This window comes from Nocardia huaxiensis (assembly GCF_013744875.1).
Lineage (GTDB): Bacteria > Actinomycetota > Actinomycetes > Mycobacteriales > Mycobacteriaceae > Nocardia > Nocardia huaxiensis.
In genome coordinates, this window is the sequence record NZ_CP059399.1 from 6266593 (window position 1) to 6287038 (window position 20446).

The window sequence follows — 20446 nt, forward strand, 5'->3', positions numbered from 1 at the left end:
GCTAGCGGTAGGGCGCGAAGCTGGCGCGCAGGTCCTCGATGATCAGATCGGGTTCCTCCATGGCGGCGAAATGGCCGCCGCGCGCCAGTTCGGTCCAGCGCACGATGGTGTTGTTGCGTTCGGCGAGACGGCGAACGGGCGCGCCGATGTCGTGCGGCATGACGGCGACCGAGAGCGGGACGGTGGTCTCGGGTTCCGGTGCGCCCCAGGTGGATGCGCCCTCGAAGTAGTAGCGGGCGGAGGAGCCCGCGGTGCCGTTGAGCCAGTAGATCATGACATTGGTGAGCATGGCGTCCCGGTCGACGGCATCCTCGGGGACGTTCTTCGAATCGGTCCAATCCTTGAATCGTTCGACGATCCACGCCATTTGGCCGACCGGGGAATCGGCGAGACCGTAGGCGAGGGTCTGCGGACGACTGGCCTGCAGCATGGCGTACGCGCCGAATTCGAAGGCGTAGCGCTGTGCCTTCTCCGCCGCGCGCATCTCCTCGGCATTGCCGGGATCCGCGTTCTCGAAAGTGATTCCGGCCGAGGCGATATCGGTCAGATGCATGGCGATGAGATGTTCGGCGTCGATGACCGCGAGCTGCCGGGTGATGGCCGCGCCGGTGTCCTCACCGTGCGCGACGTACCGGTCGTACCCGAGCCGCCGCATGAGCTCGGCCCAGGCGGCTGCGGCGCGCGTGGTCGACCAGCCGACCGCCGGGCCGGAGAAGCCGTAGCCGGGAATGGTCGGCACCACGACATGGAAGGCGTCCTCGGGCTTGCCGCCGTGCGCGACGGGATCGGTCAGCGGGGCGATCACCTCGAGGAATTCCACGATGGACCCGGGCCAGCCGTGGGTGAGCAGCAGCGGCACAGCGCCGGCCTCGGCCGATCGCACGTGGATGAAATGCAGGTTGTGCCCGTCGATTTCGGTGCGGAACTGCGGAAAAGCATTGAGCCGCGCCTCCTGTGCGCGCCAGTCGTAGCTGGTGCGCCAGTATTCGGCCAGCTCCCGGGTGTAGTCGAGCGGGATGCCCTGTGACCAACCGGCATTCGGATCCTGGTCGGGCCAGCGGGTGGCGTCGAGCCGGCGGTGCAGATCGTCGAGCTGTTCCTGCGGGATGTCGATGCGGAAGGGAGTGATCTGTTCGCTCATGACATTCACGGTAGAAGTCAGCTAGGTCAGGTTCCGCCCTAGCTGAACAGGAACTTTCCAGGCGGCCGGAATGTCTCTGGGCGGCAGACGGTTCCGGGGATCATGGACTTCGGAGTACAGGCCCTCAATATGGATCGGACCATCGAACCCGCGGAGACGATCCGGCTCGCGCGGCTGGTCGAGGAGCTCGGGTATCGATCCTGGTGGGCGTCGGATCACGTGGTGCTGCCCGCGCCCCGGGTGGACGCGTCGCCGTCGGAGCCGACCGAGCCGATCATCGATCCGCTGGTGCACCTGTCCTTCGTCGCGGCGGCCACCACCCGGCTCGAACTGGGCACCGGCGTGGTGATTCTGCCGCAGCGCAATCCGCTGGTGCTGGCCAAACAGGCGGCGAGCCTGTCGGTGCTCAGCGGTGGCCGCTTCGCGCTCGGCGTGGGCGCGGGATATCTCGAGCCGGAGCTCACCGCTCTCGGCGTGCCCACCGCCGATCGCGGACGCCGCACCGACGAGTACCTGGACGCCATGCACGCGCTCTGGCACACCCCGGAGCCGGCGTTCTCCGGAAAGTACGTGGAGTTCAAGGCGATCGACGCGCATCCGCGACCGCGCGGGCTGCGCGTGTACGTGGGCGGGCACAGTGCCGGAGCCATCCGGCGCGCGGTCACGCGGGCACACGGCTGGTTCGCCATCGGCACGGTGGCCGAGACCGAAGCGAACCTCGCGCGACTGGCCGACATCGCGAAGACCGTCGAGCGGCCCGCCGAGCTCGGCCCGCTGTCGGTCACCGTGGCCGCCACCCAGCCGCTGACGCCGTCGGTGGTGCGCCAGTACGAGGATCTCGGCATCGAACAGCTCGTCATTCATCCCGCGTCGCTGCCCGGCACGATCGACGAAGCCCTGCACCGGCACGCCGAACTCATCGCCTGAGATCAGCCAACCGATTCCGCGCATCGCGAGAGCTCGTCCTCTACAGTTCTATTGGCCGGATTCCGGCGGGAAACCACGGGCTCGGGGACAGTGCAACAGGAGTCGGTATGGACCTGCGGGCGGGGACGGTCTTCTCCGGGTTCACCATTCGGCGCCAACTCGGCCGCGGCGGTATGGGCGCGGTGTATCTGGCCGCGCATCCCCGGCTATTCCCTGGGCGCCACGCTGTTTCAACTCTTGACCGGACAGCCGCCGTTCCCCTGCGGAGACCAGGCGTCCATCATCGCCGCGCACCTGCTCGAGGAACCACCCTCGGCACACGCGGTGCGCCCCGGCCTACCGGCCGAGATCGACGGGGTCATCGCGAAGGCGCTGGAGAAGCGCCCCGAGGACCGCTACGCGAGCTGCGCCGAATTCGCCGAGGCACTCGGCCGTGCCGTCGGCACGGCACCGCTGCCTCCCGCACCGGAGCCCGAAAACCGGCAGTCAGCGCCCCGGCCGATGCCGTTCACCGCGACCGCTTCGTCGACAATCATTTCCCCACCGGCGGACCTCTCCGCCGCGACGATCGTTCCTCCGCCCGCACCGGCCGTACCTGTTCCGCCGCAACCGGAAACGGCATCACCGGGCAGGCCCCGCCGCCGCGGGCAGCTCGTCCTGACGCTCGTCGCCCTGTCGGCGGTGATCGCGGTGGTCGTCACGGTGATCGCGGTACTGCGGGACAGCGGCGGCTCCGACAGCGCCAGTGCCGGCCGTCGCACCACGACCGCGGCGGGTCTGCCACCGGCCGTCACGCTCGACGCCGCACCCCGGGGCATCGCGGTCGACTCCGTCACGCATGCCGTCTACGTGATCTCGGACGGCCGCATCTCCGTGCTCGATCCAGCGACGGCTCAGGTGGCCTCGGCAATTTCGGTGCCGGAGAACAGAACCGGGATCGTGGTAGACCCGGCCTCCCACCGGATCTTCCTCGCGGGTGACGCCGGCACCGACCCGGTCATCGATATTGTCGATCCGGCGACTTCGACGGTCACGGCGACGCTCACCATCGGTCCGCCCAAGGCCGAGAGGGCCTTCGATTTCGCCAGCGGCCTGATCGTGGACTCCGATACGCTCTACGCCTTCAATACTTTCGATGCCTGGCTGTCCATAGTGGATACGAACACCCGGGCGGTGACCACCAAGAAACTCGGATCGACCGAATTCACCCTCGACCCGGTCACCCATGGATTGGTGGGCGTGAATATCGCCACCAACACGGCATTCACCATTGATCCGGTGTCGGAGGCGATCACCGATATGACCGCTGTACCGGGTTGCTGTTCGGGCCCGGTGGCTTTCGACCCGTCCACCAGGATGCTCTACGCAGACGATCCCACCGAGGCGCTCATCCATGTCGTCGACCTCGGCAGCAAGCAGGTCGTCACCACGATCCCCACCGGCCCGCAGGGCCTGGGATCCAATGGCATGGCCCTCGATCCGGCCGGTCGCACCCTGTATGTGGCGAGCAGTCACGATCGGTCGATCTCCGTAATCGACCTCGCCCGCAATGCCGTGACCGCGACGATTTCACTCGCCGACCCGCCCAGCACTCTCGCCTTGAACACCTCGACCCGCACCCTCTACGCGGTGAGCGAGTCGTCGAATTCGGTGACGGTCATTCCCCGGTGACCGTCAATCCTGTTCGGGCCCCAGCGATATCCCGCGACTGGCCAGCCAGGGCAGGGGATCGACCTTCTGGTTTCCGTTCAGCCAGACTTCGAAATGACAGTGCGGGCCCGTGGAGAAGCCCCGATTGCCCACGGTCGCAATCTCATCCCCGGCCAGCACTCGCTGCCCCACCGTGACAGTGGTGGTGTCCACATGCCCGTACACGGTGATGGTGCCGTCGTCGTGCAGCAGCCGCACCCACATGCCGAATCCGTCCGCGGGTCCGGCGCTGAGCACGGTCCCGTCCTCGACCGCTTCGATGGGCGTTCCGATCGGCGCGGCCACATCCACCCCGAAATGGGTGACGCCCCAGCGGGAACCGTAGCCCGACGTGAATGTCCCCTGCGTGAATTTCACGAACAGCGGCCGCAGTCCCGCCGTGGCGCGCGCTTCGATATCGGCTGCGGCGTGCTGGCCATTGGCCAGCAGGCGCTGAATTTCCTCGGGGTCGTCGAACGGCGCCGCGGTGAGAATTTCCGGGAAGTGGGCATCGGTGCCGTCGTGCGCGGATATCGGTGCGGCGCCGACGAGTTCCGCACCCGCCATGGCCCGCACGCCGGCCTCGGCCGTGTCGTGCCGCTCCTGGAATCCGGTCTGCACGGCCGCCACCGCCGCGCCCAGCGCCACCGCCGCCATGACGGCGCGTCCCTTCCACGCGTGCAGGGCCGACGGTTTGCGATGTCTGCCTCCGGAAGTACTGCCCCGCAAGAGAACTCGACCCTCCATCCCGACGCTGCTGCGGCGACGGCGAGCACCGCGCCGCATCATGCACCGGCATCGGTCCGCCTCGCCCTGACTCGGGTGCGAGACCCTACCACCCGAACCTGTGAGTTCCGTCCGGGGCGGGCTGCCCCTCCCCCGGCGCCAGCGCGCGCAGGGTCTGCACATCGAGGTGGAGCTGGTCGACGAGTTCTCGAATGGCGAGGGTCAGCCCGGCGGTCTGTTCGCTCAGGTGCCGCAATTGTTCGGCCGCAAGCTCGTTCGACACCGCCGAGGCCAGCAATTCGGCCAGATCGTCGTCCATGTCCAGGGCCTGCCGGGCGAGTTCGGCATTGCGCAATTCGAGATCGAGCTGATGGAGGTGCCCGGCGAATTCTCGCAGCGCGTCGACCCGCCGGCACAGGGTCTGCCAGACGATGCCGAGTTGCTGCCGAGCCGAATGCTGGGCGGTGCGCGCCAGTTCGGCGGTGCGGGTGTCGCCGCTGGGTGCGATGGCGAGCCGTCTGGCCATGGCGTCGTAGCGGGCGGCGCTCTTGGCGATCTGTGCGATCTCGGCCATCACGTCGAATTGCGCCCGGTGCGGTTCCAGATAGATGCTGCGCCACGCCACACTGACGGTGATGCGGTCGACGAGATGGCCGGCGACCGCCACCAGATCGGGGACGTCCCTTATCTTTTCCGCGCCGGACAGCAGCGCCCGGGAGCGGTTGGCATCCGCGATGCGAATGCCGCGGGTGGCCGCCCGGATCGCCGCCAGATCGGCCGGGGTGAGTACGAGCGGGCTGCGGCGGCCCAGCATGTACGGGGTCGCCAGCAGTATCAACAGCACGATCGGGGTGATCAGCGTGATCGCGCCGTTCGCGTCGGCGACCGAGAGCACCATGAGACTCACGATGGCGGCGAACGGTGCGGCGATGAACAATCCCTTGCCCCGGAATCCGCCCGGATCGTCCGGGGCGCCCTCGCGCAGCGCCTGCTGCCGTCGAGTGCGGGCCTGCTCGGCCAGCCTGTGCAGCTCCCGCATGTGGTGCGGATCTGGCTGCCCGAGGCTGGCCTCCCAGATCATGCCTTGCGCCCGTGCGATTTCCGAGTCGAGCTGGGCGAGCCGTTCGCGGGAAACGGGCCGGGGTATGCGGTATCCGGCCTCGGCCCGTTTGCGCAGTTTCTCCCGCACGGCGGGTGGCAGCGCCTGCGCGTCGACGTACCAGAGTCGACCCGCCTCGATGAACGGTTCGTCCACGCTCGCCACCAGCACTCCCCCCTAGCTGTAAATCACCTTCAACTGTAGCGACGCCGAATGCCGGTGGCATCGATCAGCAGATCCAGGTTTTCCGCTATCGCATCGCGCAGTGCGATGATCCGGGAGCGGTGATGGTGGTCCTCGGAGAAAGTGAACTCGATCGAGAGCCGGCCGTGGAATGTGTAGAGGAAATAGCTGTTCTCCGGCCGGGAATTGCCGGTGGCGAAACCCCGGAAATCGGTGATGCGCAGACCCTTCGGGGATTCCAGGTCCGGGACTACACCCCAGTTGGTGATGATGTTGACGGTGTGCGCGCGGGCGCCGTCGTCGGGGAGTTGGACGGCGGCGAACATCGTGCTCAGCGCGGCCCCGCTGGCGATGCCGTGCACAATCTGCGCCTTTATCTCCTTGCCGAGGGTGAGCAGGTCGGTGCCGGGTGCGCACAGGGTGACGGTGGGCGCGAAGCCCAGTCCGTTGGTTGCCTCGGCGGGCACCGCAGGTGGCCGCAGGTGCGGGCGCAGGTCGACGGCATGTCCGATGATCATGGGTAGCTCGGAGATGGTTGCGGCCCCGCGAGTTTCGCCGATCAGCCGTCGCTCGGCCCGGATGATGGCGGCGCTCAGCAGAGCGTGCATGGTCGTGCCCTGCGACCGCGCGTAACGCAGCAGCGCACCGGTATCCCTGGCGGAGAGCTGGATTCGTTCCCCGGCCGCCAGGCGCAGACCCGGCCTGCCCGCAGTTTCCGTGGGCGTGAGGCTGTACAGGCCGCTCAGTTCCGGCAGCGCCGGTTCCGGGACTACGACGCCGCGCTCGTCGAGCAGGTCTTCCAGGCTACGCGGGAAGACCGGGACGGGATCGGGGACCGGCCCTGTCGCGCCGAGCGCGGCCGCCGCTCGCCAGAACTCTTCCAGGAGTGCGAATCCCATGTGTGCGTCGGCTATGGCATGGGCGACACGCAGGGCGACGGCTGTGGTCGCACCGTCGCGGACGATTTCGAGTTTCGCCAGAGACAGGGCGGGATCGATGGTGCGAAGCCCGTTGTCGAGCCAGTCGGCTACTGGACTGTCGAGGATTTCCACGACGGCATTGCCACATCCCCGCTCGGGAACGCTCAGATGGTAGTCACCGTCATGGAATTCGATGCGCCCGCCCAGCATCGGGTATCGCCCGCAGAGGAGCGCGAAGGCCCGACTCAACAACTCGACGTCGGCCTCGCCGGCGCAGATCGCCACCTGTGTGACGGCCACTTCCTTCGGCACGAAACTCTGATCGATGCGCCCGAGGCGATAGGTGCCGGGCTGGTGGGCGAGGGTCATGTGCTGCTCCGATCGGATCGGCGAACGTGCTGTCGATCCGATCTTGTGCGGCGTGCTCGAGCAGCTACTGAGCCATGACTGAACGCGCTTCGTCCAGGCGTCCCTGCGCCGTCAATGCCAGCACTCGGCAGTCCAGGGCGTGTGCCCGCCGGAACGGGTCCGCCGCCTCGGTGAGAACCGAAACAGCCTCGGCGGCAGCGGATTCGGCGAGCTCCGGGTGTCCGGCGGATAGGCTGACCTCGGCCAGCCGGTGCAGCGCCCACCCCAGCAGCAGCCGCCTCCCGTGTGCGCGAGCCACATCCACCGCCTCCGCGCACAGCGCCATCGCCCGCTGCGGGTCGTTGTCGCGCACCAGCACCACTCGGGCCAGCTGGCACCGTGCCAGCGATTCGAAGGCGGCGCCACCGAGCTGATTCGCCAATCGCACCGCGCGCTGGGCGGATTCGGCGGCGCGATCCCATTGCCCGCCGTCGCCGTAGCGGTCGGCGAGGGTGGCGCAGGCCCAGCCCTCCCAGGCCGGATCGTCCAGATCGCGGAAGATCTCGACCGCCGCGGCCATGTGGCCGATCGCGTCTGATTCCCGGCCCAGACCCAGCGTGGCGGCTCCGAGGACGTGTTCGACGAAACCCAGCAGAAGGCTGCTTCCCTTGGGCCGCAGTATCTTCCGCGCGGGTTCGAGTACCGCGAAGGCTTCGTCGCTCCGGCCGAGGTCCAGCGCGAGGACCAGGCCGAGGGTCGCGCGGGCTCGGAGTTCGGTGTCCCGGTCCTCGAATCCGGCGGCGACGGTGAGCAGTCGTCGCAGCGCCTCCGCCAGCTGCCCGGACTGGGCCGACGGGTCGACCGCCTCGCTGATGAGCATGGCCACATCCAGACTCGACGGCACCAGCTCCGGATGATCGGCGGCGATCTGGCGGTGCAGGGCGATCAGCGCCGTGCGTTCGGCGTCCAGCCAGGCGTGGGCGTCGGCCTCTGAGCCGATCGGGTCACCGCGATGTGCGGTCGGCCGGACGTAGTCGAGCCGATGGCCCGGATAGCGCAGGCCGACAATGCTCTTCGCGGTCGCGAGATAGTGGCCCAATAGTCGCTCGAGCACCGCCTCCCGGTCGATGTCCGGGTCGACGGTGTGCGCGAACAGGCGGAGCAGATCGTGGTACCCGTAGCGATCGGCTCCCACCGACTGCAACAGTCCCAGATCGACCAGGGACTCGCAGACCTGCGTGGCGGCGGCGATATCGACCCCCAGCACGGCGGCGGCCGCGCCTGCCGACAGGTCCGGCACCGCCGCGACGGCCAGTTCGGTGAAGGCGCGCGCGATGAAGGCGGGCAGGTGCCGGTATCCGAAGCTGAAGCACGCATCGATGGTGAGATCCCCGCACCGCAACTCCGACAGGCGATTCCGTTCATCGGCCAGCCGCCGCGCCACATCGGCGATGCCCCACCGCGGCCGTGCCACCAGTCGTGCGCCGATGATCCGGATGGCCAGCGGCAGCCTGCCGCAGGCGGCGATCACCGCGTCCGCCGCCTCGGATTCGGCCTCCGTTCGCCGCGTACCGACTATGCGCGCCAGCAGGTCTCGCGCCTCGTCGCCGGACAGCACATCCAGCTGCCGGTAGGTGGCGTCCGGCAATGGCAGCATCGCCCGGCTGGTGACCAGCACCGCACACCCGGGCCCGCTCGGCAGCAGGGGTATCACCTGGTCGAGGGTGCCCGCATTGTCGAGCACCAGCAGCATGCGCCGATCGGCCAGCAGGCTGCGCAGCAGTGCCGCCCGCTCGTCCTCGAAGGGCGGAATATCGCTGTCGGCCACCGCGAGTGCGCGCAGGAACGCGGCGAGCACGCCCACCGGCTCCGCGGGCCGATCGTCCACGCCGCGCAGATCCGCGTAGAGCTGACCGTCCGGGAATCGGTCAGCGATCGCGAGTGCGATATGCGTGGCCAGGGTGGTCTTGCCGACCCCGCCCATTCCGGTGATCACCACCACGGGCGGCGTATGCCCGGCCGGAACCAGGACCGCACAGAGCTCTTCGACCAGCTCCCGGCGCCCGGTGAAATCGGCTATACCCCTGGGGAGTTGCGCCGGTCGAACTCCTCCGTGCGGTTCCCGGCCGTCCCCGGTGCGCGAGCCTTCCCCACCACCCGGCCGACCGGCGCCCGCCGCGCCGAACCCGCCGGAACCCTCCCCGGCTCCCTCCGGGGAACCGGGGTCGGCTGCGGCGCGCGGGGCGGCATGGGGCACGGGGCGGGGAGGTGGCGCGGGCAGGTCGTCGTCGAGCACACGCTGGTGCAGTTCGGCCAGTGCCGGACCCGGTTCGATGCCGAGTTCCTCGACCAGCAGCCGACGGGTGTCGGTGTAGACCGCCAGCGCCTCACCGCGCCGCCCGCATCGGTACAGCGCCGTCATGCGTAGCCCGCGCAGGCGTTCGCGCAGGGGGAATTCGGCAGTGGCCGAGGATAATTCGCCGATCACCTGTTCGTGGCGGCCCAGGTGCAGGTCGACCTCGAACCGGGCTTCCAGCAGATCGGCCCGCAGCTCGGACAGTCGCCGCCGCTGATCGGCGGCGAAGGGACCCGGCACGCCTGCCAGCACCTCGCCCCGCCACAGGGCCAGCGCGTTCTCGAGCAGGTGCCGGGACTGTTCGAAATCGCCTGCGGCCCGGGCGTTCTCGGCGGCGAGGGCCAGCGATTGCGCCTGCAGGGCATCGATGGAGTCGCGCGGAACCCGCAGCTCGTATCCGTCGCCGACCGACACCAGAACCGAGGCCGCGCCCCGTGGGGCGCGGCCGGGTTCCACCAGTCTGCGCAGCAGCAGCGCATGCGAGCGCAGGGCGGCCACCGCGTCTCCGGGCAGTTCGTCGCCCCACACCGCGTCCACCAATTGCGCCGCGGTGAGCGGTCTGCCCTCGGCGAACAGCAGGGCGGCGAGCACGGCCTGGGTGCGGAGCCGCCCCGACTCCAGGGCCAGTGCACCACGCCGGACCGATACTCGGCCCAGCACCAGAAAACTCAGTTCCGCAGGGTCCATCGGCTTCTCTCGGTGAAAACATGGGATCAGCCGATCTTATGTGTCCGATTTCAGCGATGCTTTCTCCAGGACCCAGAGCCGATGAGCACGAGGAACTCCTTGACCCCGAGCAGCCCGTACAGTCCGACCGCGAAAACCAGGACCAACCCCTTCTTGATCCACCCCCACGGTTCGTGCAGGGCGGCCAGCGGTGGCGGAGTTCGATTCGTCATGCATTGGACCGTAGAAACCACGGCTGACCGACCGATTTCCGCGAATGAACGGGCGATCAACGTCGCTGATCAGCCGAGCTTTTCCACGGCGGCGCGGGTGGCCGCGGCGACGAGGGCGTTGTCGGGTTCCGCGTGCTGCTCGGACTTGGTGGTGAGCACGGCGATGACGAGGGGCGCGCGACCGGGCGGCCAGGCGATGGCGACATCGAGCGCCGAACCGTAGGCGGGACTGCCGGTCTTGTCGCCGACGACCCAGTCACCGGGCAGCCCGGCGCGGATGCGGGAGTCGCCGGTGGTATTGGCGACGAGCCACGACTTCAATTGCGCGCGTTCGGGTTCGGCCAGCGCGTCGCCGACGACGAGGGCGCGGTAGTCGGCGGCCAGCGCTGCCGGGGTGGTGGTGTCGCGCTCGTCGCCGGGGATGGCGGTATTGAGTTCGGTTTCCCAGCGATCCAGGCGGGAGGTGGTGTCGCCGAGGGTCCGCAGGAAGGCGGTGAACCCGGCCGGGCCGTCGAGCAGTTTCAGGATCTGGTTCCCGGCGGTGTTGTCGGACAGCGTGATCGCGGCATCGCACAGTTCGGTGACGGTCATGCCGGATTCGACGTGCTTCTCGGTGGCCGGGGAGTACTCGACCAGATCGCTTGCGGGGTAATGGATCACCTGATCCCAGTACCCGGTGGACAGCGGATGGGCGTGCAGCAGCGCTCCGCAGGCCAGGCCCTTGAAGGTGGAGGCCATCGGGAAGCGCTCGCCCTCGCGGTAGGTGACGGTGCGCCCGCTGCCGGTGTCGAGGGCGAAGACGCCGAGCCGGGCCGCGTGCGTCACCTCCAAGGCGGTGAAGGAGTCGGCGACCGCACCCTGTGAGGGCGGCGCGACGGTCGAGTCGGACTGGGAACCACAGGCGGTCACCGACAGCGCCGACAACGCCAGCAAGGTGGCGAGGAATCGGCGTCGGGTTGCAGAGGTGAAGTTCACCGCCACAGATCACCATCGCCGCGGTCGCCGGGGCCAATATCGGGCCACCGCGCCCACGAGTCGATCTCGATATCACCGCAGGTGGGGACGTCCGAACTGGAGACCGAAAATGCTCCCGGTTCGCTGGGAAGGCGGCGGGCGGGCATCCGGCTGGTTGAATTGGCCGCATGGATCTTGTTCGCCACCTCCGCTTCTTCGTCACCGTGGCAGACGAGGGACATTTCGGCCGGGCGGCCGCCGCCCTGGACATGACCCAGCCGCCCCTGTCACAGGGCCTGCTGCGGCTCGAAAAACATCTGGGCGTGGACCTGCTGCACCGCACCCGGCAGGGCGCGGTGCTCACCGCGGCGGGTCAGCGGCTGCTCCCCCGCGCCCGCCTGCTCGTCGACGATGCCCAGCAGTTGCTGGCTGAGGCACAGCGCATTGCGCAGGCGCGCGGCGCACTGCACTGGGGCGCCGCCTCGTCCTTGCCGGGCGCGCTGGTGACCTCCTGCGTGACCGCGCTGCGCGGTGCGGGCGAGGCCGATACGACGGTGTCCACCACGGTCGGCGCGACCGTCGACCTGGTCGCCGATGTCCGCGCCGGCCTGTGCGATCTGGCGGTAATCGAACATCCGGCGCTGCTCGACGGCGTGGCGGCCGGACCGGTCGTCAAACTGCCGCGCTGGCTGATCGTGCCCGCCGAGCACCCGAGCGCCGCCGCCGAGCGCCCCGCTTTCCCGATGCTGACCGGGCTGAGCTTCGCGCACCCGGCGCGCGCCTCGAACCCACCGGCCTTCGACACCGTGATCGACCTGTTCCGGGAACGCGGCGTGGACCCGCCCACCGTCACCGCCCCGGATGACCGCACCCTGTTCGCGGCGGTCGCCGCGGGCGCCAGCTTCGGTCTCACGACGACACCCCCGGCCGCCACGCCCGGCATAGCGTGGCTGCGGCCCGCCCCGCAGGCTCTCGCATTGCGCGCCCGCGTCATTCGCCGTGCGGGGGCGGAATCGTACGCCGAGGCCGTGGACCGGGTGCTGTACCGGGAGCGGCTGCGGTGACCGCCGGAGCCGCGCCGCGCGAGGTGTCGCACTCCCTTGCCGGCCGCGCCCGCGCGGGGTTGCGCGACGCGGCCGAACCCACTGCGGCGCAACGTATTCGCGCGGTGTTCGCCGATGCCGGGTGCACCGGCTGGCTGCATGCGCGCCGGGTCGGCGACACCGCCGCGATCGATGTCGACGGCCGGGCCCGGGTGGTCACCGCCTCGGTGTACAAACTGCCACTGTTCCTGGCGTTCTGCCGCGCCGTCGACGCCGGGCGCATCGACCCCACCTCCCGCCTCACCATCGATCCCACCGAGTGCACCCCCGGCCCGAGTGGTCTTGCCGCACTGCGTGATCCGGTGACGGTCAGCCGCCGTGACCTGGCCGCGTCCATGATGACGGTCTCCGACAATGCCGCCGCCGATGTGCTGCTGGGCGAGATCGGCCTGGGCGCGGTCGAGGAGCTGCTCACCGAACTCGGCCTCACCGAGACCCGCATTGTGGGCGGCACCGCCGACATGCATCGCAGCCTGGTGCGCGACACCGATACCCACACCACCGCAGAGGCTTTCGCGGCGCTGGCCGACAATGACGAGGCCTGGACGGTGTCGGCCTACGACCCCTCGTACACGAGCGCGACCACGCCGGAGGAGATGACGCGATTGCTGTGCGCTCTCTGGAACGGCGACGTACTCTCCACGGCGCAAACCGAATTCGCGCAGGCGGTGATGCGCGGGCAGATCTGGCAGCACCGCATCGCCTCCGCGTTCCCGCATCGCACGGTCTCCGTCGCGGGCAAGACCGGGACCGTCGGCGTCATTCGCAATGAGGTCGCGGTGGTGGAGTTCCCCGGTGAATATCCGGTCGCCGTAGCCATTTTCACGCGTGCGGCCCGCGCGGATCCGACCCTTCCGGCGGTCGATGCCGCCATTGCCGAGGCCGCCCGCATCGCGGTCACGGACCTGCGCCGCCCGCTGCCCGACCGGTAGGTCCCGCCCCGGGCGAGCGTGGTTGATCTCGGCGCGATCGGTTATCCCAGCAATACGACGGCAAGCCCGCGGCCGCGCCGCCGGGTGAGGCGTATCCGATCGCACCGGGAGGCTCGATGGACCATGCACCAGCCCCGATTCTCGACGCGCTGGCCGACTACCAGCGGCTCGGCCGCTACGGCTTCACCCCGCCCGGACACCGCCAGGGCCGGGGCGCGGACCCGCGGGTGACCGCGGTGCTCGGTGACGCGTTGCGCGCCGACGTGCTGGCTGCGCCCGGCATGGACGATCGTCTCTCCCGCGGCCGGCATCTCGCCGAGGCCGAGGAGCTCATGGCCGATGCCGTGGGCGCGGAGTGGGCGTTCTTCTCCACCTGCGGCAGCTCCCTGTCGGTGAAGGCGGCCATGCTGGCGGTGGCGGGCGGCGACGGCGGCCTCATTCTGGGCCGCGACAGTCACAAGTCGATCGTCGCGGGGCTGATCTTCTCCGGCGTGCGGCCCTATTGGATTCCCCCCAGATGGGATGTCGCCCGGCACTTTTCGCATCCACCGTCACCGGAGCAGGTGCGCGCGGCCTGGGAGCGCCACCCGCAGGCGGCCGGGGCCCTGATCGTGAGCCCCAGCCCGTACGGCACCTGTGCGGATATCGCCGCCATCGCCGAGATCTGCCACGAGCGCGGCAAACCGCTCATCGTCGACGAGGCGTGGGGGGCGCATCTGCCGTTCCATCCGGACCTGCCGACCTGGGCCATGGACGCGGGCGCGGACATCTGCGTGGTGAGCGTGCACAAGATGGGCGCCGGATTCGAGCAGGGCTCGGTCTTCCACGTGCAGGGCGACCTGATCGACCGGGCCCGGCTGAGCGAGTGCGCGGATCTGCTGATGACCACCAGCCCCAATGTGCTGCTCTACGCCGCCATGGACGGCTGGCGGCGGCAGATGGTCGAGCACGGGCACGAATTGCTCAGCGCCGCACTGGAAACCGCCGGGCAGGCGCGCGCGGAACTCGATGTGATCCCGGGGATCTCGGTCATGGCGGACGAACTGCTGGGCGTGGAGGCCTCGCACGACCTGGACCGGCTGCAGGTGCTCATGGACGTCTCCGACACCGGCGCGACCGGATACGAGATCGCGGACTGGCTGCGCGAGCACCGGCGACTCGACGTCGGGCTGTCCGATCACCGCCGCGTCCTCGCCACCGTGTCCATGGCCGACGACAAGACCACCGTGGACGCCCTCACCGACGGTCTCATCGCCTGGCGGGTGCAGCGCAAATCCGGTGCTGCACCGGAGATTCGGTTGCCCGCCCCGCGCGATCTGGAACTCGATTCGATCATGCTCCCCCGCGAGGCCTTCTTCGGCCCGTGCGAGGCGGTGCCCATCGAGCAGGCGGCGGGCCGGATCGCGGCCGAACAGGTCACCCCCTACCCGCCCGGCATTCCGGTGATCGTGCCCGGCGAGCTCATCGACGGCGCGGTCATCGACTACCTGCGGTCCGGGCTCGCCGCCGGCATGAACGTGCCCGATCCCGCCGACCCCGATCTGCGCACGCTGCGCGTGGTCGCGCCGGAATCGGGTAGAGCCAGAGCGCGGCTCTGAACCCCAGCTCACGACCCGAGGAGTGAATCCCGATGCCAGACACCACTAATCCCGGACAATTCGGCAACCGCGCGGATACGGTGGCGCAGGCCCGCAAGGGCGGCAAGGCCAGCAGTGGCAGCTTCGGCGAAGCCAATGCGGCGGATCCGAGCGAGGCCGGCAAGCGCAGTCACGAGCACGATCCCGGCCGCGACGCCGAGACCGGCGCACCGGCCACATCCGCTGCGTCCCAGGCGGCTTCGGCGACCGAGCCGGCGGGCGTCGAGGACGCCATCGGCCTGCTGCTCGCCCAGCACGAGCAGATCAAGACCCTGTTCGCCGAGACCGCCGACGCGACCGACCCCGGCGAACGCGAGGCCAAGTTCTACACGCTGCGACGACTGCTGGCCGTACACGAGACCGCCGAGGAGGAGATCATCCACCCGCGCGCCCGCGTGGAGATCGAGGACGGCGCCACCGTGGTCGGCAAGCGCCTCGAGGAAGAGCACGAAGCGAAAACCCAACTGGCCGAACTGGAATCCCTCGCCGTCGACTCCCCCGAATTCGAGAAGAAGCTGGCGCAGCTGCGTGAGGACGTGCTCGCACACGCCGAAGCCGAGGAGCGGGACGAGTTCTCGCGGCTGCGCGAGGAATTGGAGCCGCGGCAGTTGCAGGCCATGCGCCGCGCGGTCGAGATCGCCGAATCCCTGGCCCCGACCCGCCCGCACGCGGGCGTCGAATCGGTGGGCGCGAACCTGCTGGCGGGCCCGTTCGCGGCCATGCTGGACCGGGCCCGCGACGCCATCACCAAACCGAAGGGTGCGTGAGTCATGGAACTGCTTGTGCTGCTGGCCATTCCGATCGCGGTGGCGGTGGTGATCCTGCGCCGCAGACACCGTGGCGAGCCGCTGGACCCGCCCGCGACGCCGCACGAATACAAGCAGCGCCGCCACCCGCACGGCTCCTGAGAGGCAAGGCGATCACCCGATATCGGGTTCCTCGGCGGCCAGCCGCCGCGCGGTCTCGCTCGCCGATTCCGGCGGCGCGGCCTCCTCACCGGTGGGCGTCCACGCCTCGGGCGGGTCGGCGGCCTCCTCGAGCGGATCGGCGTCGAGCGCGTCCTCGTCGAGCTGTTCGGCAGTCGAGGGGATGGGTCGGGTCTCGGGTGTGTTCGGGTCGGCATTCATGATCGTCGGGTAGCCGCTGCGCGCCCCACGAAACCGTGCGCCCGCCCGCTCCCACAGTCGACCGGGCGGGCGCCAGGCCCCAGCCACCCGATTGCCGCGACCGGGCGGCGACGACCGGACTGCCGCAGCCAGGTGGCGGCGATCGGATGGCCGCGGCCGGGTGACTACGACCGGATTGCGTTGTCCTCCATGGCCGTGAGCAGCATGGTGAGCGCGACTTCGACGGCCTGCTCGAGCACCTCGGCAGGCTCGCCGTCGAACTGCTCGTGCCGCGCGAACCGTTCGGTCCCGGTATCCACCGCCAGCCACACCGACCCGGCGGGCTCCCCGTCCTGCGGGTCCGGCCCGCCGACTCCGGTGACCGCCGCCGCGATGTCGGCATCGAGCAGCGACCGCACCCCCGCCGCCATCGCCCGTGCGGCGGTCTCCGACACGACAGGCACCTCCGGCACCCCGAGCACCTCGTGTTTGACCTGTGCGCTGTAGGCCACCACCGCACCGCGCAACCATTCCGCGGAGTCCGGCGCGGCCCCCAGCGCCGAGGAGAGTTTTCCGCACGTGAGCGATTCCGCCACCGCCACCGACGTTCCCGACCGCTGCGCGAGGGCCGACAGACGTTCGGCGAGTTCACCGATCTCGGGCACCGACCCACTCTAGCGATCGGAGGATTGCGCTTCGCCCACCAGGGAATCTCCGAGTATGGCGATGATCGTCGGCACTTCCGGCTGGCAGTACGCGGACTGGCGTACGGTCTTCTACCCACCCGGGGTCCCGCAGCGCCGCTGGCTGGAGCACTATGCGCGCTCGTTCGCCACGGTCGAGCCGCACGCCCGCACCGCTGCCGCCGGTCGCCGATCCGCCCCCGGTCTCACGCGAGTGGAACGCCCCCTGGTGAATCCTGCTCCACCGCCAGGAAACTCAGGTAGCTCGGATGGTCGGGATCGATGATGATGGTCTGCCCCTTGATCTTTCGCTTCAGCGCCGGCGGCAGGAAGTGCCGTGGCACGCTGGCCGGTGCGACCGCCACCCGCAGCCGATGCCCGGCCCGCAGCACCGCCTCGGTCGGATTGATCTCGATATCGATGGCGAAGGGTTCGCCCGGGACGACCGGCAGCACCGAATCCGAGCGCAGGGTGTGCAGCGGGAAGATCAGCTCATCGCCCACATAGGTGCTGCCCTTCTCGTCGACGGCCCGCAGCGATGACAGCAGCGCGCCCCGGGTCAGCGCCGCGGAGGCCCCGTCGGGTTCGACATCGGTGACGGTGACCGACCAGAATGCGTCCGTCCCAGCGGCTTCCACCCACAGATGCAGATTCAGCGGCCCGGACAGCACCAGGTCGGCCGCCAGCGGCGGCGTGGTGAAGGTGACCGCTCCGGCCTCGGCGCGGCGGTCGTCGGAGCCGAAGCGCCGCCCCAGCAGCGTGGCCGCGCCCGTCGTCATGAGCGCGGTGTTGTTGGAGGCCAGGCTGCCGCGCCCGGCCGGCACGGGCAGCCGGGTGGCGTAGTCCGGCGGCGTATCCGCCAGTCCCGCATCGATTCCCGCGTGCGCGGCGGCGCCGCTGGGGTCGGGGTCGAGGTAGAGCCGCCGCACCCGCGCGGCCGGATCCGGGAAGCGCGGCCGCGAGATCCAGCCCCCGCCGCCCTGCCGGCGCACGGTGACCGGCCCGTACCCGTCGATGCCGTTGTCGATTCCCTTGAGCCACCGGTCGAACCACGCGCACTGCAACTCGTCCAGCGGCGCCGGATTGCCGGGATCGCCGAAGCCACCGCCGAAGCTGATGTGATAGCAGTCGTCGACCATCACCTGTTTCGAGCCGGTCGGCAGGTCGAGGCGGTCGAACATGCGGAAGTTGGACCGGTTGTACACATCGTGCCAGCCGCCCTGGATCCAGGTCGCCGCGGTGATGTTCTCCAACACCGGAAGCCGCTGCGCCCATTCGTCATTGAGGAACGCGTCGGGGTGGCCGTCGCTGAGGGCGATCTGCCGGGCCCGCCCGAGCCCGCTGAACGGATCCGCCAGCCGGTCCCGCAGATACTGCCGCAGCACCTTGTTCCTGATCATGCCGCGCGGTGAGGGCAGGAACTTCCCGGCATTGACCGCGGCCAGCCAGACCGCCATGCCCGGGGTGGGCACGCCGCCGGTGAGGCCGAGTTCGCGCACCGGATCCTCTCCGGCGACGATGGCGAAGACCGCGTCCAGGCCCTCGGGCTGCTGTCCCGCGGCCGCGAGTGCGGCGATGCCGCCGTAGGAGACGCCGGTGGCCGCCACATGCCCGTCGCACCACGGCTGCTCCCGAATCCAGGCCACCGTCTCGCGGTAGTCGCGGTGTTCGCGCGGGCTGAAGAAATCCCATGCGCCGGTGGAGGATCCGGTGCCGCGCACATCCACCACCAGGCTCACGTACCCGCGGGAGACGAGCGTGCGGTTGGTGGCCCACACGTCCACCGCACCACCGGCCGGGGTGTGCAGCAGGTCGCGTCCGGTGAACCGCCGCCGATCCGAGGCCCGCACCGCGCGGCCCGCCCGCTGTGCCAGACGGGCGATGCGCGCCGCCTGCCGATTCCCCATCCGGTTGTAGGGCGTGAAATTCACGACCACCGGGAACGCCCCGTCCACCGGCGTCGATCGGTGGTGTGCGGGCCGGATCAGGTCCGCGCACAACACAACCCCGTCCGACATGGGAATGGTGACGGTGGTGTCGAGGTGCACCGCAGGGTATTGTCCCGGCCCGATATCGAATCGGGTGTACGGTGAAAGCGCAACGGCGGCAGGCGCATTCGGTGCGGCCATGGGAGGTTCCTCTCGACGTCGGTGTCCGATGTCTCCATCTGACCGCAAGAGTCCCAGACAGTTGAGTCCATGTCGACCCACATCCGGAACGCGGAAATCTGCTGTCCGATCGCTGGATCCGGACACACCGGACACAGAGGTTGCCTCGAATTATTGTGTAAGGCCCCTCGACAGAACTCTTGTCTTTGCGCCGTACAGTGATACTTTTTCTCTATGGCCGATTCGGCCTGAAACTCGCGAAACGTCGAGGGAGATATCCGTGTCCAGGGCTGTGAAGGATGCCGCCGCACGGGTTTGCGGAGCAATTCTGGGGATCGTCGCGTGCCTGTTCGCACCCGGCGTCGCACACGCCGAGGGTCCACCCGGCCCGATAATGGTCGACGGCACCGCGTATTTCGCCATGGGTGGCTGGAATTGCTCGATCGCCGCGGACGGTGTGGTGGGTTGCGATCTCGCCGACCCGGCCGCGTCCATGAATATCCTCTACGCCGGAGTGCAGGTGCCGGTGCCGAATGTCCCGGCCATCATTGTCGATTCGGTCGCGCTGCCCGCGCGTCCGCACTGGAACTCCAACGGCAGTCACACACTGCCGGGCGGAAACCCGTTCCTGCCCCGCATATCCCCCGTCACCAACCATGACCCGCAATACACGTTCACCTATGCCGGAGCCACCTGCCAGATCACCTTCAACGGTGCGGCGGTGTGCACCTCGATGGGCCATGGATTCAGCCAATGGGGACCAGTCCCGTTCGGATACTGATCCCCAATGACTTTTCGACCAACGAGTTTTCGACTACCGGTACCAGACGCCGGAATCCCAAGCGCCGTAATTCCATACGTTGAAATCGTAGCGGCTGTGCGCACCTCCGAAGAGGTAACCCCACCAGCCTGCGGAGGTGTCGCAGATCTGGTCGTCGTGGTTGCACACGGTCAGGACCGGGAAGCCGCCGAACCAATCGTCGACACCGGCGAGCGGGTAACCGATGAGCCAGTTCCCCGGAGTCGAGGACAGGCCGCCCCAGCCGGGCCCGGGGGCGCGCTTGGGGTCCGCCAGCAGAATGGCATTGGCATCGCCGACATCCTGGTGGTTGGTCACCCAGGCGTGGACGAGGGCCGCGCCCTCACTGTGCCCGATGAGCCGGATGTGGTCGCCCGGGCACTGGTTGCGGTGCTGCCAGAACAGCCGGTCGATTTCGTTCAACCCCGACATCGGGTCGGCGGAGTTGTAGCCCACGGGCTGATTCACGAAGGGAGCGAAAATCGAGGACGTGTTGTCTCCGAGACCGCCGATTCCGATGGCCCAATCGCCAACGCAGTCATCGGCATTCGCCTGGGGACTTGTCGCGTTCGTGAGGGAGAGGAGAATGGCCAGCAGTAATGCGGCGAAGAGCGCCGTTGCTCTACGCATGATCGTACTTTCTTAATTTGTGGTGTCTCCGGGTCCGGCCCGGCTTGAACACCATGTACCCAGAAATTGCTGGTGTTCTTGACTACTGGCGAAACAGTTACATCGCCCTCGTTTTTGTTTGCCGTACCGCGATGTCCCGCGCCCGCTTCCGGGAAACGCGCTCTCCGGACCGGGTATGGACCTTCAGGAAATCCCGCCGCGGTGGT

19 protein-coding genes are annotated in these 20446 nt (G+C 69.1%); 8 read left to right on the top strand and 11 right to left on the bottom strand.

All coding sequences use genetic code 11. The features are described 5' to 3' along the window. Window position 1: 1 nt before the first annotated feature. Complete coding sequence (locus H0264_RS28445) at window positions 2-1141, bottom strand: epoxide hydrolase family protein (protein ID WP_181580395.1); 1140 nt, start codon at window positions 1139-1141, stop codon at window positions 2-4. 102 nt (window positions 1142-1243) lie between these two features. Between H0264_RS28445 and H0264_RS28450 the strand changes: the two genes are divergently transcribed. Further along, entirely contained in the window at window positions 1244-2068 is an 825-nt protein-coding gene (locus H0264_RS28450; protein WP_181580396.1) for a TIGR03619 family F420-dependent LLM class oxidoreductase, read from the top strand. 237 nt (window positions 2069-2305) lie between these two features. Next, window positions 2306-3739 (top strand): YncE family protein, encoded by a 1434-nt coding sequence (locus tag H0264_RS28455; protein ID WP_181580397.1) that lies wholly within the window; start codon window positions 2306-2308, stop codon window positions 3737-3739. A 3-nt stretch (window positions 3740-3742) separates the two neighbouring features. On the opposite strand, the gene H0264_RS28460 is transcribed toward H0264_RS28455, so the two are convergent. The 6 genes from H0264_RS28460 to bla form a co-directional block, all read right to left on the bottom strand. Then, the gene (locus H0264_RS28460; RefSeq protein ID WP_244975971.1) at window positions 3743-4414 is read right to left on the bottom strand and encodes a M23 family metallopeptidase; all 672 of its coding nucleotides are present in this window, start codon (window positions 4412-4414) and stop codon (window positions 3743-3745) included. A 175-nt stretch (window positions 4415-4589) separates the two neighbouring features. Next, window positions 4590-5747 carry an AAA family ATPase gene (locus H0264_RS28465; protein ID WP_181580399.1) on the bottom strand — a complete coding sequence of 386 codons (1158 nt, stop codon included), beginning with the start codon at window positions 5745-5747 and terminating at the stop codon, window positions 4590-4592. A 29-nt stretch (window positions 5748-5776) separates the two neighbouring features. Continuing rightward, window positions 5777-7054: a phthiocerol/phthiodiolone dimycocerosyl transferase family protein gene (locus H0264_RS28470; protein WP_181580400.1), complete on the bottom strand. Its 1278-nt coding sequence runs from the start codon at window positions 7052-7054 to the stop codon at window positions 5777-5779. 64 nt (window positions 7055-7118) lie between these two features. After that, entirely contained in the window at window positions 7119-10076 is a 2958-nt protein-coding gene (locus H0264_RS28475) for an AfsR/SARP family transcriptional regulator (RefSeq protein ID WP_181580401.1), read from the bottom strand. A gap of 50 nt (window positions 10077-10126) precedes the next feature. Next, window positions 10127-10288, bottom strand: coding sequence for a hypothetical protein (locus tag H0264_RS28480; RefSeq protein WP_181580402.1), 162 nt, complete (start codon window positions 10286-10288; stop codon window positions 10127-10129). Between the two features lie 69 nt (window positions 10289-10357). Further along, window positions 10358-11263, bottom strand: a complete 906-nt coding sequence (gene bla / locus H0264_RS28485) for a class A beta-lactamase (RefSeq protein ID WP_244975972.1) — start codon at window positions 11261-11263, stop codon at window positions 10358-10360. Between the two features lie 167 nt (window positions 11264-11430). Between bla and H0264_RS28490 the strand changes: the two genes are divergently transcribed. The 5 genes from H0264_RS28490 to H0264_RS28510 all read left to right on the top strand — a co-directional run bounded on the left by H0264_RS28490 (window position 11431) and on the right by H0264_RS28510 (window position 15822). Next, the gene (locus H0264_RS28490) at window positions 11431-12306 is read left to right on the top strand and encodes a LysR family transcriptional regulator (RefSeq protein WP_181580404.1); all 876 of its coding nucleotides are present in this window, start codon (window positions 11431-11433) and stop codon (window positions 12304-12306) included. A gap of 59 nt (window positions 12307-12365) precedes the next feature. Further along, window positions 12366-13277, top strand: a complete 912-nt coding sequence (locus H0264_RS28495; RefSeq protein WP_181585893.1) for a serine hydrolase — start codon at window positions 12366-12368, stop codon at window positions 13275-13277. A gap of 116 nt (window positions 13278-13393) precedes the next feature. Next, window positions 13394-14875: an aminotransferase class I/II-fold pyridoxal phosphate-dependent enzyme gene (locus H0264_RS28500; protein WP_181580405.1), complete on the top strand. Its 1482-nt coding sequence runs from the start codon at window positions 13394-13396 to the stop codon at window positions 14873-14875. Between the two features lie 272 nt (window positions 14876-15147). Beyond that, the gene (locus tag H0264_RS28505) at window positions 15148-15681 is read left to right on the top strand and encodes a hemerythrin domain-containing protein (RefSeq protein WP_220140100.1); all 534 of its coding nucleotides are present in this window, start codon (window positions 15148-15150) and stop codon (window positions 15679-15681) included. Window positions 15682-15684: 3 nt separating this feature from the next. Further along, window positions 15685-15822: a hypothetical protein gene (locus H0264_RS28510; RefSeq protein ID WP_181580407.1), complete on the top strand. Its 138-nt coding sequence runs from the start codon at window positions 15685-15687 to the stop codon at window positions 15820-15822. Window positions 15823-15834: 12 nt separating this feature from the next. Here the strand turns inward: H0264_RS28510 and H0264_RS28515 are convergent, their stop codons facing one another. The 3 genes from H0264_RS28515 to H0264_RS28525 all read right to left on the bottom strand — a co-directional run bounded on the left by H0264_RS28515 (window position 15835) and on the right by H0264_RS28525 (window position 18832). Continuing rightward, window positions 15835-16041, bottom strand: coding sequence for a hypothetical protein (locus H0264_RS28515; protein WP_181580408.1), 207 nt, complete (start codon window positions 16039-16041; stop codon window positions 15835-15837). Between the two features lie 164 nt (window positions 16042-16205). Further along, on the bottom strand, window positions 16206-16685 hold the full coding sequence (locus H0264_RS28520) for a CinA family protein (protein WP_231085023.1): 480 nt from the start codon (window positions 16683-16685) through the stop codon (window positions 16206-16208). Between the two features lie 224 nt (window positions 16686-16909). Beyond that, window positions 16910-18832: a CocE/NonD family hydrolase gene (locus H0264_RS28525; protein ID WP_181580409.1), complete on the bottom strand. Its 1923-nt coding sequence runs from the start codon at window positions 18830-18832 to the stop codon at window positions 16910-16912. Window positions 18833-19091: 259 nt separating this feature from the next. Here H0264_RS28525 and H0264_RS28530 point away from each other — a divergent pair, with 259 nt between their 5' ends. Then, window positions 19092-19592, top strand: a complete 501-nt coding sequence (locus H0264_RS28530) for a hypothetical protein (RefSeq protein ID WP_181580410.1) — start codon at window positions 19092-19094, stop codon at window positions 19590-19592. Window positions 19593-19625: 33 nt separating this feature from the next. On the opposite strand, the gene H0264_RS28535 is transcribed toward H0264_RS28530, so the two are convergent. After that, window positions 19626-20240, bottom strand: a complete 615-nt coding sequence (locus H0264_RS28535) for a cutinase family protein (protein ID WP_181580411.1) — start codon at window positions 20238-20240, stop codon at window positions 19626-19628. Window positions 20241-20446 lie beyond the last annotated feature (206 nt).

Excerpts from the sequence above, each read along its gene's own strand:
- H0264_RS28445 (WP_181580395.1), bottom strand. The coding sequence starts at position 1,141 with ATGAGCGAACAGATCACTCCCTTCCGCATCGACATCCCGCAGGAACAG.
- H0264_RS28450 (WP_181580396.1), top strand. The coding sequence starts at position 1,244 with ATGGACTTCGGAGTACAGGCCCTCAATATGGATCGGACCATCGAACCC.
- H0264_RS28460 (WP_244975971.1), bottom strand. The coding sequence starts at position 4,414 with ATGGCGGCGGTGGCGCTGGGCGCGGCGGTGGCGGCCGTGCAGACCGGA.
- H0264_RS28470 (WP_181580400.1), bottom strand. The coding sequence starts at position 7,054 with ATGACCCTCGCCCACCAGCCCGGCACCTATCGCCTCGGGCGCATCGAT.
- H0264_RS28475 (WP_181580401.1), bottom strand. The coding sequence starts at position 10,076 with ATGGACCCTGCGGAACTGAGTTTTCTGGTGCTGGGCCGAGTATCGGTC.
- H0264_RS28480 (WP_181580402.1), bottom strand. The coding sequence starts at position 10,288 with ATGACGAATCGAACTCCGCCACCGCTGGCCGCCCTGCACGAACCGTGG.
- H0264_RS28490 (WP_181580404.1), top strand. The coding sequence starts at position 11,431 with ATGGATCTTGTTCGCCACCTCCGCTTCTTCGTCACCGTGGCAGACGAG.
- H0264_RS28500 (WP_181580405.1), top strand. The coding sequence starts at position 13,394 with ATGGACCATGCACCAGCCCCGATTCTCGACGCGCTGGCCGACTACCAG.
- H0264_RS28510 (WP_181580407.1), top strand. The coding sequence starts at position 15,685 with ATGGAACTGCTTGTGCTGCTGGCCATTCCGATCGCGGTGGCGGTGGTG.
- H0264_RS28515 (WP_181580408.1), bottom strand. The coding sequence starts at position 16,041 with ATGAATGCCGACCCGAACACACCCGAGACCCGACCCATCCCCTCGACT.
- H0264_RS28525 (WP_181580409.1), bottom strand. The coding sequence starts at position 18,832 with ATGGCCGCACCGAATGCGCCTGCCGCCGTTGCGCTTTCACCGTACACC.
- H0264_RS28535 (WP_181580411.1), bottom strand. The coding sequence starts at position 20,240 with ATGCGTAGAGCAACGGCGCTCTTCGCCGCATTACTGCTGGCCATTCTC.